Genomic DNA, 15,260 nt, shown 5'->3' on the forward strand with positions numbered 1-15,260 from the left:
CGATGAAGGCGAAGCAGCGAGGCTCAAGGAGAGACGCATGAAGATCAGCGCCCGCAAGGTCCTGAAGGGTAAGGTCACGGAGATCGTCAAAGGAGCCACCACCTCCCATGTCAGGATCGACATCGGTAGCGGCGCCATCGTCACCGCGTCGATCACCAATGAGGCGGTCGCCGACCTCGCGCTCGAAAAAGGCAAGCAGGCCTATGCGGTGATCAAGGCCTCGGACGTCATGGTCGGCACCGACTGAGCCGAAGGCTGGCTCATACAGCGATAGGCGCCTTGATATTCGCATCCGCGAAATAGTTTTCGAGGCGGAAATCCTCGAAACGGAAGGCGAAAAGATCCTTCACCTCCGGGTTGACCCACATCGTCGGCAAGGCCTTGGGCGTGCGCCGCATCTGCTCGCGCGCCTGCTCGAAATGGTTCGAATAAAGATGCGCATCGCCGAGCGTGTGGACGAAATCGCCGGGCTTCAGCCCGGTCACCTGCGCTACCATCATGGTGAGCAGGGCATAGGAAGCGATGTTGAACGGCACGCCTAGGAAGATATCGGCTGAGCGCTGGTAAAGCTGGCAGGAGAGCCGGCCTTCCGAAACATAGAACTGGAACAGGCAGTGGCAGGGCGGCAGCGCCATCGCCTCGACTTCGGCCGGATTCCAGGCCGAGACGATCAGCCGGCGCGAGTTGGGATTCTTGCGTATCTCCTTCAAAAGGCCCGCGATCTGGTCGATCTCGCCGCCATGCCCGTCCGGCCATGAGCGCCACTGCTTGCCATAGACCGGGCCGAGATCGCCGTTCTCGTCGGCCCATTCGTCCCAGATGGTGACGCCGTTGTCGTTGAGATATTTGACGTTGGTGTCGCCGGCCAGGAACCACAGAAGCTCGTGGATGATCGACTTCAGATGCAGCTTCTTGGTGGTCGTGACCGGAAAGCCGCGCGAAAGATCGAAGCGCATCTGGTAGCCGAACACCGAGCGCGTGCCTGTCCCGGTACGGTCGCCGCGATCGATGCCATTCTCCAGCACATGCTTCAACAGGTCGAGATATTGACGCATCGGCTCCGCCTCGATTCGGGTAATAGGCAATAATAACCGATAGCCAGGTGTCCGGACACACCAAAACGGCGCCATTAGCGCTTGTGCCCCACTACACTTTCCAAACGCTGGCGCCGCCCCTCCTTGCCCTGCCGGGCATTTCTCCCCGTTTAGTGACGGGGAGAAAGGGCTGGCTGCAGCGCTGCAGCGTTTCTTGCAACGCTGACGGGTTGGCGAAACCGCCTAAGACAGCACCCTTCTCCCCGTCACTATACGGGGCGAAGATGGCGGCAGCCAGATGAGGGGCAGCGCTGACGCTCCGGGAAATAAATTCAACCTGGCGCGATAGCCTTGCCGCGCCAATCTTCGCAAACCGAAGCGGCCTGTCAGAGAGAGCCGAGTTTGCCGAGGTCCTTGGCAACCAGATAATAGAAGGTCACGCGGCTCTTGGTGTTGTCGGCCTGCATCGCCTTGCAGGTCTTCTCGATCGAGGCATTCGCCTTTGCGGCATCGGCAATGCCGAGCTTCTTGCCGATCCAGTTCTCCCGCACGCGATCGAGTTCCTTCGGGTCGGTGCAGGACACCAGCGAGGAATCGCGGTTCCTGAGCGCAATGCCCAGATGCTTGACGATCTTATCGACCGCGTCGGCGCTGGCGCCGGCATCGTATTTCTTCACATCCGCAAGATAGTCGGCCATCGAACTTCCCCTCGTCGGCGCCACGGATCTGGTCGATGAGGCTTGTGGCGCGCCGCGCAACCGTGCGCTAGGTCAGAGACTCCTCACCGGCAGCGAGATTTGATTGAGTAGGCGCGCAAGTCAACCCTTGGCTGCCGTTTGGCACAACCGGATAAGCGCCGGTTTTAGCCTTTATTTTTCCCTCGCCGCTCCCTATATACGGTTCGTCGGCTTGACCGACTATGGCGATAAACAGGCGATGAAATAAGCCGTTCGGACCCGGGGGCGGTACCCGGCGCCTCCACCAAAAACCGCTCTGGCTGACGGAGCGGCTTTTGCTGGGGGCGAAATAGGATCGACGAAGGTGTAAAGATCGTACTTTCGCCCGGCATTGTACCACCGTTATCGGGCTAAACTTATAGTTGCCAACGACAACTATGCGGAAGCTCGTCTCGCTGCTTAATGCGGCGCGAACGCTTCAAATCAAGCCCTAGGGGTTCGCACTTCTAGGCGGGGTTCGGAGGTACCTGGCAACAGAAACCTCCACCTTCCCCCCTCCTTGCTTCTCCCCAATCAACCGAACGGCCAAGGCTCGTCCGGCGCCTGATGCGCGGCGACAGCCCTGCCGCTCATCATCCATCGACAGGCGATGCAAAACGATACCGATCGATTTTTCGTGCTGACCGGCGGCCCCGGCTCCGGCAAGACTACGCTGATCGAGGCGCTGAAGGCCGCGGGCTCCGCGACCGCGCCCGAAGCCGGGCGCGGCATCATCCGCGACCAGATGGCCATCGGCGGCCCTGCCCTTCCCTGGCAGGACCGCGCGCTCTTTGCCGAGCTGATGCTGTCCTGGGAGCTGCGCTCCTGGCACGCCGCGCATGCCGAACCCGGCCCGGTCTTCTTCGACCGCGGCGCGCCCGACACGATCGCCTATCTCAGGCTTTGCGGCCTGCCGGTGCCGGACCACGTCACGAGCGCGGCTGAAAAATTCCGCTACGCGCGCCGCGTCTTCGTCGCCCCGCCATGGCCGGAGATTTTCATCCAGGACGAAGAGCGCAGGCAAACGCTCGACGAAGCCGAGCGCACATTCCGTTCGGTGACCGGCGTCTATGCTGAGCTCGGCTACGACCTGGTGCCGCTGCCTCTCACTCCGGTCGAGGAACGGGTGCGCTTCGTCCTCGATCAAACAGCTTCGCCAGAAACATGAAAAAGGCCGGGATCGACCCCGGCCTTTCCTGTCCTGTCTGCGACCATTCATTCCGCCGGCGCCTCGACCGCTTCGCGCGCGCGGCCGAGCGTCAGCTTGGCCAGCGTGAAGGAGATCACGGCGCACAGCGCGATGCCGGCCACCATCGGCAACGGCGTGCCGTCGAAGAAGATGCCGGCGACACCCATCGCCAGAGCGCCGATGGCGAAGTGCAGCGTGCCCATCAGTGCCGAGGCCGTGCCGGCGATCTCGCCATGCTCTTCCATCGCCAGCACCGAGGTGGTCGGTATGACCAGGCCGAGGAAGCCGTAGCCGACGAAGAGCAGGACCGCCATCACGTCGAGCCGGTCGACGCCGGACGCCATGATCGCGAAAAGCGCCACCATCACCGTGGCATAGCCGGTGACTGCCACCCAGACGACGCGCTTCAACCCGAAGCGGTCGGCCAGCAACCCGGTCAGCTGCGACATGCCGATGAAGGCGACCGCGTTGATCGAGAAGAACACGCTGTAGACCGACGGCGACAGGCCGTAATGGTCGATCAGGATGAAGGACGAGCTCGACAGATAGACGAAAAAGCTCGCAATGCCGAAGCCGGCGATCGCCACGAGGCCAAGGAAGTTGGGGTCGCCCATCAGGCAGCGGTAGCCGGCAAGGGCCGTGCCGAAGGACGAGCCGGCGCGCTCTTCGACTGGCCGCGTCTCCTTGAGCGAGGTGGCAAGCAGGATCGTTGCAAGCGCCGCAGCGCCCGTCACCGTCCAGAATACGGCGCGCCAGCCGAAGCTCTCGATGATCTGGCTGCCGGTCAGCGGCGCCAGGATCGGCGACACCGAGAACACCAGCATCAGAAGCGACATCAGCTTGGCGGCCTCGTTACCGGTGTGCAGGTCGCGCACGATGGCGCGCGGCACCGCCATGCCGGCGCTGGCGCCGAGACCTTGCAGGAAGCGGAAGGCGATCAGCCACTCGATGCTCGGCGCCATCGCCGAGCCGACGCCGCCGACCATGAACAGCGCGAGACCGGCGTAAAGCGGCGCCTTGCGGCCGACCATGTCGGAGATCGGGCCGACGACGATCTGCCCAAAGCCCATCGACAGGAAGAAGATCAAAAGGCTCATCTGCACAGCGGCCGTGCCGGCATGCAGGTCCTGGCCGATCGAAGGCAGCGCGGGGAGATACATATCGATCGCAAATGGGCCGATCGCGGATAACAAGCCGAGCACGACCGCGATGCGGAGGAATTTGGGACTCATAATAAGGCTCTTTTCGGATCTGGTTGCAGCCGCAAATACCGGCGTCTGAACCCAGGACGTTCCATCCCGCGGGAAATCCTACATTTCAGAGCGAACTTATTCGCCTCCAGGGCGAATATGCTCGTCTCCAGCGGGATCCCCCCTTTTGTGTCCACAAATTTAGACAGGCTTGTCCAATTCGTCAATCACCGCTATATAGATTTTCATGAAGCCCGGCGTTTCTCCTGACATCTTCCCGCCACGCAGCCACGAGGCCAAGCGCGTGTCGGTGGTGGATGCAGCCGCTTCCGTATTCTGCCGCGAAGGTTATGCGGGCGCTAATATCGACCTGATCGCGGCCGAGGCCGGCGTCTCGCGCCAGACCGTTTACAATCATCACGGCGACAAGGAAAAGCTTTTCGTCGCGGTCGTGCGCGACCTGACGGAGCGCTGCAATGCCGGCATCTTCGCCACCATCGCCAGCTTCCCCGACCAGCCCACGAATCTGGAAGCCGACCTGATCGCCTTTGCCGTGCGCATGAACCGCAACTGCATCTGCAACCGCGACGGCCGGTTCCTGCGCAAGCTGATCCAGGCCGAAGGCGGGCGTTATCCGGAACTGTTTGCCGAATGGCGCGAGCAAGGCCCGGGCCGCACCTGGTCGGCGCTTGCCGCGCGCTTCGCCCGGCTTGCCTTCGCCGGACATCTGTCGATCGGCGACCCCGATGTCGCGGCGCGTCAGTTCCTGGCCCTCGTCAACGCCGAGCTGCAGATCACTTTCATGCTGGGCGGCGTGCCCACCGAGGAAGAGGTGCTGCGCTCGGCCACGAACGGCGTGCGGACCTTTCTCAGCGCCTTCGCCAGAAGGAAATCGCCAGCCGCCAAACAGGCGGCGCTCGCTCACGCCTGAGCGATCAAATCGCCGGCGCCCCTCTTGGCCTCACGCCTTTGCGCCTATATGCGGTTTACGCCGCGCTCAAGCTTGATTACAGCTATGCGGACGATTCAACGGAACCCGACCATCAGATGGCCGACGACCACATCCGCTACGACATTCTGGCCCAGGAGGCTCTGCGCGGCGTCATGCGTAAGGTCCTGGCCGAGGTCGCGCGCACCGGCCTTCCGGGCAATCATCATTTCTTCATCACCTTCCTGACCGGCGCGCCGGGCGTGCGCATCTCGTCGAGGCTGCGCGAGCGCTATCCGGAACAGATGACCATCGTCATCCAGTTCCAGTATTGGGACCTCAAGGTGACGGATGCCGGCTTCGAGGTCGGGCTTTCCTTCTCCGACGTGCCGGAAAAGCTCGAAATCCCCTTCTCCGCCGTGCGCGGCTTCTATGATCCGTCGGTGAATTTCGAGCTCGAATTCGACGTCAAGACGGAGGGCACCGAAGACGAGGCCGCTCCGGCGCCCGAACCGGTCGCCGTCGTTCCGGAGAAGAAGGCGGAAACGAAAAAGAAGGCCGCCGAGGCCGAAAAGAAACCTGCGGTCGCCGAGACCGGCGGCAAGGGCGCCGACGTCGTTTCGCTCGACGCCTTCCGCAAGAAGTAGCCAGCGTCATGGGCGAGGTCGTCAATCTCCGCCAGGCCCGCAAGCAGAAGGCTCGCACCGAGAAGGAACGCCAGGCAAGCGAGAACCGGGCGCTGTACGGCCGCTCGAAGCCAGAGCGCGAGCGTGACCGGCTGACGTCGGAGAAGGCCGAGAAATTCGTGGCCGGCCATCGCCGGGAAAAACCCGACGACCCTGGCAAGCGCTGAGTCCTGCAATGGCCGCGGTCGAAAAACGTTCGGTAACGATCCGCGGTCACCGCACCAGCTTTTCCCTGGAGCAGCCTTTCTATGAAGACCTCATCGCCATCGCCGCGCAGCGTTCGCTGTCGCTCGCGGCTCTGGTCGCCGAGATCGACGAGACGCGCACGCGGGACGCCAACCTGTCATCCGCGCTGAGGCTCTATGTGTTGGCCTGGGCAAAACGCGGCGGTGCCGCGACCTAGGCCGCGCTATCGCTGACGTTTTGTTGCGCCTTGCGCTTCGCGCCGAAGCTCAGCAATGCAGTGCGGTCGCGCTCCTCCGCCTGCTTTTTCGACCTTACCCGCATCATGTCTTTCCAGCCGATATAGCCGACGAGCCGTTCATCCTCGCGTGAGACGACCGGCAGATGCGAGACATTGGCGGTGAGCAGCTTGTCGGAAAGCGCCTCCAGATATTCGTCCGGATAGGCCAGTGTGATCTTGCTGCCGGCCAGCAGCTCCCTCAGCGTCGCCTTGCGGTGCTTGCCATTACGGCGCCAGCGCAGGATCGCCGGCGGATCGATGACGCCGAGCACATGCCCCGCCTCATCGATCACCGGGAAGCTCGGATGCCGCGTGTCCGGCGCGGTCAGGAAGGTCGCCGCGCCATGCAATGTCATCGTCGCCGGCACGCTCTCGACCTTGGTCGTCATCACTTCCTTGACCCTGGTCAAGGCGAATGGATCGACGCGGTATTCGCGCACGAGATGGTGTCCGCGCCGCGCCACTTTCTCGGTCAGGATCGAGCGCTTCATCAACAGCACGGTGACCGCATGCGCGGTGGCGCAAGCCGCGATCAGCGGCACCAGCACATGCGTGTTGCCGGTGAGCTCGGTGGCGAAGAAGGTCGCGGTCAGCGGCGCGCGCATGGTGCCGCCCATCGTCGCCGCCATCGCCAGCAGCGGCCAGAAGCCGGGGCTTGCCTCGGGCAGGATACCCGAGAGCACCGCTCCCATCGCGCCGCCCATGATGAGCAGCGGCGCCAGCACGCCGCCCGAGGTTCCCGAACCCAGCGCCACCGACCAGATGACGGCCTTCACCACCAGAAGCAGCAGCGCGGCAGTGGCGACCGTGCGGCCGTCGAGCATGTTGGCGATGTTGTCATAGCCGACGCCGAGCGCGTGCGGCTCGATCAAGCCGCCGATACCGACCACCAGGCCGCCGATCATCGGCCACCACATCCAGTGGATCGGCAGCTTCAGGAAGGCGTCCTCGCAGGCATAGACCAATTGCGTCAGCAGCCCCGAAAGCAGCCCGGCGGCGATGCCGACCAGCACCCAGCCGCCCAGCCCGGCGATCGATGCCTCCATGGTTCCGGAGAACGGGAAGATCGGGCCCGGCAGGTGCAGCAGGGTGCGCTCGACTTCCGCGACGATCGCAGCGACGGCGACCGGGATGAAGCTGCGCGGCGTCCATTCGAACAGGAGCAGCTCGACGGCGAGCATGATGGCGGCGATCGGCGTGCCGAACACCGTCGTCATGCCGGCCGCGGCACCCGCCACCAGCAGCGTCTTGCGCTCATTGTCGCTGACCGGAAGCATTTGCGCGATCAGCGAGCCGATGGCGCCCCCGGTCATGATGATCGGGCCTTCGGCGCCGAACGGTCCGCCCGAGCCGATCGAAATCGCCGACGACAGCGGCTTCAGCACCGCGACCTTGGCATCGAGCCGCGAGCGTCCGAGCAGGATCGCCTCGATGGCCTCGGGAATGCCGTGGCCGCGGATTTTCTCGCTGCCGAAGCGCGCCATCAGTCCGATGATCAGCGCGCCGATTACCGGCACGAGCACCGCGGCAAGCCCAAGCGGTGTATCCTCGAGCTTGAGGTCGGCCAGCGAGAACTGGCCGAAATAGGCGATGTTGGTGGCAAGACGGATGAGCTGCAGGAGCACGATGCCGGCGAAGAGCCCGGCGGTCGCCACCACCACGGCGATGGCCGCGATGAGCAGCACGCGCGGATCGGTCGTGAAGTCGCGAAGATGGCCGTTGCCGGCGTGAGCGGATTTCATTTTGGGAGCCTGAACTTTCTAGCGGCGCGAAGGCCGTCCGGTTTCAGGCGGCCTCATATCGTAACACGATATAAATCTTCAAGTGGTTTTCGATTCCTCCTCCGCGTCATTTTGGACAAGGAACGCGACGGCCTGTTGAGCTTTTACGGGAAAGGACCATAAGTCGGGGAATGACGCCGCCGAAACCACGTCCCGCAATCAGCCAGGCCGACTACCAACGGTTGTCGCAGTTCCGTTATCTGATCCGCCGCTTCCTCGAATTCAGCCAAGTTCAGGCCAATGAAGCGGGCCTCACGCCACGCCAGCACCAGGCGCTGCTGGCGATCAAGGGATTTCCAGGCGGCGGACCGGTGGCGGTGGGCGATCTTGCCGAGCGACTGCGCATCCGCCATCACAGCGCCGTGGAACTGGTGAACCGCCTTGCCGAAGCAGGTCTGGTAACACGCGATCAGGACAAGAGCGATCACCGCCGCGTCTTGCTGCAGCTCACCCCTTTGGCCGACGATCGCCTGGCCGACTTGTCGGCTACGCATCTTGACGAGCTTTCGCGCATCGAGCCGATGCTGCGGCGTCTGCTCTCGCGCCAGGAAGAATCCTAGGCGCAGTGGCTGATCTCGCTACGTATGACGAGAAGCTCAACCGCCGTCGAGCGACTTCAACAGATTATCGATCGTGAACGGATTGGCCTTGGGCTTCGCCGGCGCCGGCGCCGAACCGTCATTGACGCCGGGTAGCGAGCGATCGGGCTTCGGCGTTTGCTCGGCCGCCTTGCGCGCTGCTTCCAGCTTCGCCTGCTCCGCCTTCTTGCGATCGGCCTCGGCCTGCGCCTTGGCCGCCTCGTCCGCGGCCCGCTGCTCGGCCTCGGCCTTCGCCTGCGCATCAGCCTTTGCCTTGGCGTCCGCTTCGGCCTGCGCCTTGGCGTCGGCTTCCGCCTTCGCCCTCGCCTCTTCGTCGGCCTTGGCTTTTGCCTCGGCTTCCGCCTGTGCCTGCGCTTCAGCCTCGGCCTTCGCCTTGGCTTCCGCCTCTGCCTTCTGCCGCGCCTCTTCCTCTTGCCGGCGCAACTCCTCGGCCGCCTTGTCGCGCTCCGTCTGCAGCGCCGTGTAATAGCGCACCTCGCGCCGCAGCCGCTGCTTTTCGAGCAGCGCCGCCTGCATCGCTTCGACCCGCTGCTGTTCCTTCTCTAAGGCACGCTGCGTCAGGAACTGCGCCAGCGGACCGGTGTCGAATTGCGGCGCGGTCGCGCCAAGCGGACCGGTCAGGCTGAAATTGACGGCGGGTTCGGAACCGACCAGCGCCTCGTCGCCGGGACGGTAGGTCAATGTCCCCTTTGCCATGACGGTGCTCGTGTTGAGATCGGCGGTCACGTCGGCGGACAAGGTCGCCCCTGGATTGTCGAGACTGATCGGCGGCGCCCGCAGCGTACCGTTGGCGACGGTGAAGGCCACATCGGTGTCACCGGCGGCAAAGCTGCCGTCGCCTGCGATCTGCGGCGCGAACTCCGCCGTCTTGGCCGTGTCGATATCGCGTCCGATCGCATCGGCCTTGGCGAGGATGGCGCCAAAGCCGTCCGGATTGATGCCGTCCACCTTCAATCCCTTCAGCGCCGCGGTGCCGGATCCGGAGAGGGCCGCAATCATGGCATCGACCGATTTGCCGCCGGTCGACAAGGCCGCCGAGAGATCGCCGCTGCCGCCGATGCCGGCGCCCGGCAGGACCGCGGAAAGATCGCTGCCGGCGAGCCTCATCTGGCCGGAGAACAGGCCGGTGCCCTCCGTGTTCTTCAGATCGAACAGGCCCGTCAGATCGCCGCCGTAAAGCTTCGCCTTGAGGTCCGAGACGTGGATGCCTTCGCGATCGAGCTTCAGCGAGAATGAAGCGTCATGCGCCGTGGCGAAGGAGCCGACGGCGAGCGCCGATGTGTTGAGATCGAGGTCTGCGTTGAATGGCAAGGTTGACTTCTGGCTGAACGGCGTCGTCGGCCATCCGCCCTTGGCGGGCGCGAAGGACTGGTCGCCGAAGAGCGAGACCGCCAGCGGATCGAGGTCGAGCTCGTCGAGCGCCAGCGCTCCCGCAAGATGCGGCAGCCCGTCCTTGGCGTCGATGTTGACGTCGCCTGACACCGCCGCCTTGTTGATCGAACCGGTGAGGCCGCTCAGCACCAGCAGCCCGTTGCCGAAATCGGCATCGGCCGCCAGCGACGTCGATGTCCCCGTTCCCATGCCGGGCAAGCCCACCCCCGTCGTCATCAGCCAAGGCTCGATATCGGCGGCACTAAGATTGACCTTGCCCTTGGCGGTGGCGCCTTGCGCCGTCTCGGCGACGGTTCCGTCGAAGCTTGCCCTGAAGTCGTCGGCCGTCAGGTTGAAGCTGGTCGCAAGACCGCCGGCGACCGAGCCCTTCGCCGAGACGTCGGTGCTGGCGTGGCCGAGCATGCCGAGCGGCAGCGCCGGCAGGCCGTAAAGCGCAAGCAGCGTTGCGGCATTGTCATTGCGGGCGTTGAAGGTGATCGATACCGGCGCTTCGGAGAGCTTGTCCGCGGTTCCCTTGCCGGAAAGTGAGGCCGAGAAGGCCGAGCCGCCGGTCTTGCCCTGGGCTGAAAGTGCCAGGCCGGTGGTGCCGTCGCCATTGTCGGCGGCGCTGGTCAAGAGATCGATGCGCGCGTCCTGGAACAGTTCGGGATAGGCCGCCGCACGGCTGGCCAGGCCTTTGAGCACGCCATTGCCGGGATAGTGCTGGGCCGCGACATCGATCAGCGGCTTGAGGTCCACCGCCACCACGGAAGCGTTGAGCTTGCCTGTCGGGCTCTGCGGAAAGTCCTTGATCCGGCCCGTGGCGCTGATCGAGGCGCCGGCCAGGCCGCCGAGCGAAAGCCGGTCGATCTCGAGCAGCCCCTCGCGCAGCCGCAGCGCCGTATCGACACTGTCGGCGCTGAACCCGCCTGCGCTGACCGGACCCGCCTTGATCTGGAAATCGAGATCGCGATCCGAAAAGCGATTGGCGCCCTTATCGCTGATGAAAATCGAGGCGAAGGCCGCGAGCCCGTCCAGATCCATCTCGCCGCCCGTCAGCCGCATCAGCACCGATGGCCTGGCGCCGTCCGGCTGGCTGGACTCGATGCTGCCCGAAAATTTCGCCTTGCCGAGGATCAGTTCGAGATCGCTGAAGGACTGCCGGTCCTCGCTGAGATCGACCTTGGCCTTGAAGCCTGCCGCGGGCAGCCTGCGGATGGCCTCGTCGACATCCTTCGACAGCCAGGCGGCAAAGCCGGAAGGCTGTCCGACGGCCAGCAGCAACGAGCCGGTGAAGCCGAAATGGTCTTCAACGCTCAACATGCCGTCGGCTTCGAGCGTCGTGCGGCCCGGCAGCGTCGCGGCAAGCGACTTGACCGACCAGCCCCCTTCGACCGGCTCGGCCGACAGCCGCACGTCGCGCACTGTCGTGTCGCCTGCTACCACTGCCGGCAGCCTTACCTCGACCCTGCCCGGTATCGTCGGCTTCGGCATGTGTTGCAGCGTCTGCTCCAATGCCGCGATGCGCTGGTCAAGCGTAAAGCCTGAGCCGGTGGCTCCGCCGACAGCTTCGTCGAACTGCACCTGCGCCCCGCTGGCCTCGACCGAGAAATGCGGCTTCAGGCCGAGATCGACCGAGGCTTTGCCGTCGGCGGTATAGGGATTGTCGAGCGGCCCGGTCTCGAAGCGGAACTCATCGACATTGAGCTTCTGGTGGTCGAGCGCGAACTTGCCGTTCAGCCGGAAGCCCGGATCGGGCTTGCCGGTGCTGATCTTGACCGGCTCGCCATCGTTGCCGCGCAGCTCGACCGAATTCCTGTCGACACCGTTTTTGTCCGCGGCCGAGATCTTGAACTGGCCGGAATAGACCGCGGCGCCCTTGACGATGCCGGCATTGCCGTCCGCTTCGATAATCAGCGGATACGCATCGGGATCGGCTTTCAGCCTGAGCCGCATCTGGCCGTCCGGTTCCACCTTGCCGGTTGAAGCCGAGACGTCGGCGCGCAGGCCGTCGATGCGCAGCGTTCCGTCCATGCGCCATGGACCGGTGAGCGCCTTGGCCGAAATGGTCGAGTTGATCTCCGAGATCAGATGGCTGCGCCCGCCGGCTGCGTGGCGAAGTTCGATCTGCCCCTCGGTTACCGACAGCTTCTCGATGGCGATCTGGCCGGGGTTGAAGGGCGTCGACGGCCGGAGCGTCCAGTCGACGGTGCCGTCGCCCGCGATATTGATGATGGCTTTCGGGTGTACCAGCCTCATGTCGAAGATCAGCACTTCGCCGCGCAGGAATGGCGCGAGCTCCGCATCCATCGAAAAGGTCTCGACCGTCATCGCCGGCTTGCCTTCCGGCCCCCCCGCGACCTCGACATTCGAGAAGGTCACCGACGGAAACGGCAGCAGCCGCGCTGTCGCATCGCCCTTCACCGTCACCTTGCGGCCGAGGACGGCGCTCGCCTCACGCTCGAAATCGCCCCGGTAGCCCGTCCAGTCGATGAAATACGGCACCACCAGCGCCGCGCACAGCACCAGCACGAACAGGCCACCGAAGATCACGAACAGGCGGGCGAGCATCTGTTTCCCGGGTTGAAAGTCAGCCGCACTCTACCCGCATCCGCGTGTCGATAAAGAGGCAATTCAGCGCCTGGCGCCGCCAATCTCTCCGGTTGCGCGACCGATCGCGCTCGCGATATCTCTTTTGCAGATTCCCGTCCTTCCGGTCACGTCCTTGGCGGCGACAAATCTGAACCCAACACGGAGCGTTCCCGATGTCAGGCAAGAACTGGGACAGAGTGCCCATCGACGCGCAGAGCGTCGACGCTCCGTTGTCGACGGCTGCGATTTTCCTTGTCGTGACGGTCGGCAGCGACGAGGCAGCGCTTTCGAATGTCGCATCGGTTCTGGGCGAGCTCGACGATCTCGTCAAGAATGTCGGCTTCCGCGACTTGTCGGGCCGGCTGTCCTGCATCGCCGGCATCGGCGCCGGGCTCTGGAACCGTCTGTCGCCCGGCCGCCGGCCGCGCGAGTTGAAAACCTTCGCGCCGATCGAGGGAGCGGCGCATTCGGCGCCCTCGACGCCGGGCGATCTCCTGTTCCACATCCGCGCAGAGCGGCCCGACATGTGCTTCGAGCTCGAGCGCATCCTGCTGGACCACCTGGCCGGCAGCGTGACCGTCGCCGACGAGGTCTCCGGCTTTCGCTATTTCGACGCGCGCGATCTCCTGGGCTTTGTCGACGGCACCGCCAATCCGACCGGCCTCGACCTGCCCGCCTCGGCCCAGGTCGGCGACGAGGACGGCGATTTTGCCGGCGGCAGCTATGTCGTCGTGCAGAAGTACCTGCACAACATGACGGCCTGGAAAGAGACGCCGACGCATGTCCAGGAAGAGATCATCGGCCGCACCAAGATCGACAACATCGAGATCGCTGACGACAACAAGCCGCGTAAATCGCACAAATCGCTGGCCACGATCGAGGACGACGCCGGCAATGAATACGACATCCTGCGCGACAACATGCCGTTCGGCCGTCCGGGGCAGAACGAGTTCGGAACCTATTTCATCGGCTATACGCGTTATCTGTGGGTGATCGAAAAGATGCTGCAGCGCATGTATGTCGGCGAGCCGCCCGGCGCCTACGACCGGCTGCTCGATTTCTCCACGCCGCATACCGGCACGGCCTTCTTCGCGCCGACGCGGCCGATACTGCAGAAGCTGGCCGAAGGCGTGGGAGGATAGCCCGCGGCCGGCGGATCAGCCCGCCGCGGGCAGGATCTTGCCGGGATTCATGATGTTGAGCGGATCGAGCGCCTGCTTGATCGTACGCATGACATCGACGCCATGGTCGAGTTCATGGCGCAGGAAGCCGACCTTGCCCTGGCCGATGCCGTGCTCGCCGGTGCAGGTGCCTTCCATGGCGATGGCGCGCATGTTGAGCCTGGAGACGAATTTCTCGGCAAGCGCGATCTCGGCCGGGTTGTCGACATCCATCAGCACCAGCACATGGAAATTACCGTCGCCGGCATGGCCGACGATCGGCGCGACAAGCCCCATCTCGGCAATATCGGCCTCGGTCTCCGTGACGCATTCGGCAAGCCGCGAGATCGGCACGCAGACGTCCGTTGACAGCCCCTTGGCGCCGGGGCGCAGCGTCAGCGACGACCAATAGGCGTCGTGCCGCGCCTTCCAGAGTTTTGTCCGCTCTTCGGCGACGCTGGTCCACAGGAACGGTCCTCCTCCATTCTCCTCGGCAATCATGCCGAACGTTTCGGCCTGTTCGGCGACGCCCGCGTCGCTGCCGTGGAACTCGACGAACAGGCACGGGCTCTCCGGATAGTCGAGCTTGGAATAGTTCTTCATCGCCCGCATCTGCAGCGCGTTGACCAGCTCTATGCGCGCCACCGGTATGCCCATCTGAATGGTCGCGATCACCGTGTTGCAGGCGGCCTCGAGGCTCGGAAACGGGCAGACGCCGCCGGAGATCGCTTGCGGAATGCCCTGCAGCCTCAGCGTCAGCGAGGTGATGACGCCGAGCGTGCCTTCCGACCCGACCAGAAGCCGCGTCAGGTCGTAGCCGGCCGAGCTTTTCTTCGCCCGCTTGCCGGTCGTCACCGTCTGGCCGTCGGCCATGACGGCGGTCAGCGACAGCACGTTTTCGCGCATCGTGCCGTAGCGCACCGCGTTGGTGCCGGAAGCCCTGGTCGCCGCCATGCCCCCCAGCGACGCATTGGCGCCAGGATCGATAGGGAAGAACAGACCGGTGTCGCGCAGGTGCCGGTTGAGGTCCTCGCGCGTCACGCCGGGCTCGACCGTGCAGTCGAGATCCTGAGAGTTGACGGCGAGGATCCGGTTCATGCGCGACGTATCGACGGAAATGCCGCCACCCGGCGCATTGGTGTGGCCCTCGAGCGATGAGCCGACGCCGAAGGCGATCACCGGCACGCGGTGGGCGGCGCAGGCGCGCACGATCTCTTGCACGTCCGCGGCCGTCTCGACGAAAGCCACGCCGTCCGGTGCCTGGGTCGGGATATAGGTGGTGGTGTGCGCGTGCTGGCCGCATATCGCTTCGCCGGTTTGGAAGCGCTCGCCGAAGCGCTGCTTGAGGATGCCGAGCACCGCGGCGATGCCTTCCTCATTGCGTTCGACGGGGTTGAGGTCGCTCAAAGCCATGATTTCCTCCGCGAATGGACCAGTGGCCGCGCTTGTAGTGCAGCTATGAATGATGCCTAAAGCAATCCTAAGGAAAGTGCCAAGCGATTAGGCTTGCCGACTTCACCGTAGCCTTCCGTCCGCCTTGTCCAGCGACCA

At 64.3% G+C, this 15,260-nt stretch carries 14 protein-coding genes and 1 other RNA gene; 9 read left to right on the forward strand and 6 right to left on the reverse strand.

Annotation, left to right across the window (positions count from 1 at the left end; genetic code table 11):
• Positions 1-37 precede the first annotated feature (37 nt).
• Positions 38-247, forward strand: a complete 210-nt coding sequence (locus LB565_RS01575; RefSeq protein WP_224581432.1) for a molybdopterin-binding protein — start codon at positions 38-40, stop codon at positions 245-247.
• A 13-nt stretch (positions 248-260) separates the two neighbouring features.
• Here the strand turns inward: LB565_RS01575 and LB565_RS01580 are convergent, their stop codons facing one another.
• Both LB565_RS01580 and LB565_RS01585 read right to left on the reverse strand, forming a co-directional pair.
• Positions 261-1,055, reverse strand: a complete 795-nt coding sequence (locus LB565_RS01580; protein ID WP_224581433.1) for a thymidylate synthase — start codon at positions 1,053-1,055, stop codon at positions 261-263.
• Positions 1,056-1,420: 365 nt separating this feature from the next.
• Positions 1,421-1,732, reverse strand: coding sequence for a DUF2853 family protein (locus tag LB565_RS01585; RefSeq protein ID WP_042644091.1), 312 nt, complete (start codon positions 1,730-1,732; stop codon positions 1,421-1,423).
• A 166-nt stretch (positions 1,733-1,898) separates the two neighbouring features.
• Between LB565_RS01585 and ssrA the strand changes: the two genes are divergently transcribed.
• Together ssrA and LB565_RS01595 are read left to right on the forward strand one after the other, a co-directional pair.
• Positions 1,899-2,259, forward strand: a transfer-messenger RNA (tmRNA) gene (ssrA, locus tag LB565_RS01590).
• 101 nt (positions 2,260-2,360) lie between these two features.
• Entirely contained in the window at positions 2,361-2,918 is a 558-nt protein-coding gene (locus LB565_RS01595; RefSeq protein WP_224581434.1) for an AAA family ATPase, read from the forward strand.
• A 47-nt stretch (positions 2,919-2,965) separates the two neighbouring features.
• Here LB565_RS01595 and LB565_RS01600 read toward each other — a convergent pair whose 3' ends face one another.
• Positions 2,966-4,171 carry a multidrug effflux MFS transporter gene (locus LB565_RS01600; RefSeq protein ID WP_224581435.1) on the reverse strand — a complete coding sequence of 402 codons (1,206 nt, stop codon included), beginning with the start codon at positions 4,169-4,171 and terminating at the stop codon, positions 2,966-2,968.
• 205 nt (positions 4,172-4,376) lie between these two features.
• On the opposite strand from LB565_RS01600, the gene LB565_RS01605 reads away from it, so the two are divergent.
• The 4 genes from LB565_RS01605 (at position 4,377) to LB565_RS01620 (ending at position 6,146) form a co-directional block, all read left to right on the forward strand.
• On the forward strand, positions 4,377-5,060 hold the full coding sequence (locus LB565_RS01605; protein WP_224581436.1) for a TetR/AcrR family transcriptional regulator: 684 nt from the start codon (positions 4,377-4,379) through the stop codon (positions 5,058-5,060).
• Positions 5,061-5,176: 116 nt separating this feature from the next.
• On the forward strand, positions 5,177-5,704 hold the full coding sequence (locus LB565_RS01610; protein WP_224581437.1) for an SspB family protein: 528 nt from the start codon (positions 5,177-5,179) through the stop codon (positions 5,702-5,704).
• An 8-nt stretch (positions 5,705-5,712) separates the two neighbouring features.
• Positions 5,713-5,910 carry a DUF4169 family protein gene (locus LB565_RS01615; protein WP_224581438.1) on the forward strand — a complete coding sequence of 66 codons (198 nt, stop codon included), beginning with the start codon at positions 5,713-5,715 and terminating at the stop codon, positions 5,908-5,910.
• An 8-nt stretch (positions 5,911-5,918) separates the two neighbouring features.
• Positions 5,919-6,146, forward strand: a complete 228-nt coding sequence (locus LB565_RS01620) for a ribbon-helix-helix domain-containing protein (RefSeq protein ID WP_095764762.1) — start codon at positions 5,919-5,921, stop codon at positions 6,144-6,146.
• Here the strand turns inward: LB565_RS01620 and LB565_RS01625 are convergent.
• Positions 6,143-7,948: a chloride channel protein gene (locus LB565_RS01625; RefSeq protein ID WP_095764761.1), complete on the reverse strand. Its 1,806-nt coding sequence runs from the start codon at positions 7,946-7,948 to the stop codon at positions 6,143-6,145. The two genes, LB565_RS01620 and LB565_RS01625, sit on opposite strands and share 4 nt — an antisense overlap.
• A gap of 170 nt (positions 7,949-8,118) precedes the next feature.
• On the opposite strand from LB565_RS01625, the gene LB565_RS01630 reads away from it, so the two are divergent.
• A complete protein-coding gene (locus tag LB565_RS01630; RefSeq protein ID WP_224581439.1) occupies positions 8,119-8,547 on the forward strand; it encodes a MarR family winged helix-turn-helix transcriptional regulator in 429 nt (142 codons plus the stop codon).
• A gap of 36 nt (positions 8,548-8,583) precedes the next feature.
• Here the strand turns inward: LB565_RS01630 and LB565_RS01635 are convergent, their stop codons facing one another.
• Complete coding sequence (locus tag LB565_RS01635; protein WP_224581440.1) at positions 8,584-12,528, reverse strand: AsmA family protein; 3,945 nt, start codon at positions 12,526-12,528, stop codon at positions 8,584-8,586.
• 194 nt (positions 12,529-12,722) lie between these two features.
• Between LB565_RS01635 and LB565_RS01640 the strand changes: the two genes are divergently transcribed.
• Positions 12,723-13,691 (forward strand): Dyp-type peroxidase, encoded by a 969-nt coding sequence (locus LB565_RS01640; protein WP_224581441.1) that lies wholly within the window; start codon positions 12,723-12,725, stop codon positions 13,689-13,691.
• 15 nt (positions 13,692-13,706) lie between these two features.
• On the opposite strand, the gene LB565_RS01645 is transcribed toward LB565_RS01640, so the two are convergent.
• Entirely contained in the window at positions 13,707-15,122 is a 1,416-nt protein-coding gene (locus tag LB565_RS01645; protein WP_224581442.1) for an FAD-binding oxidoreductase, read from the reverse strand.
• Between the last annotated feature and the right edge of the window lie 138 nt (positions 15,123-15,260).

The organism is Mesorhizobium sp. CA14 (genome assembly GCF_020165195.1).
In the GTDB taxonomy this organism is placed as follows: Bacteria; Pseudomonadota; Alphaproteobacteria; order Rhizobiales; family Rhizobiaceae; genus Mesorhizobium.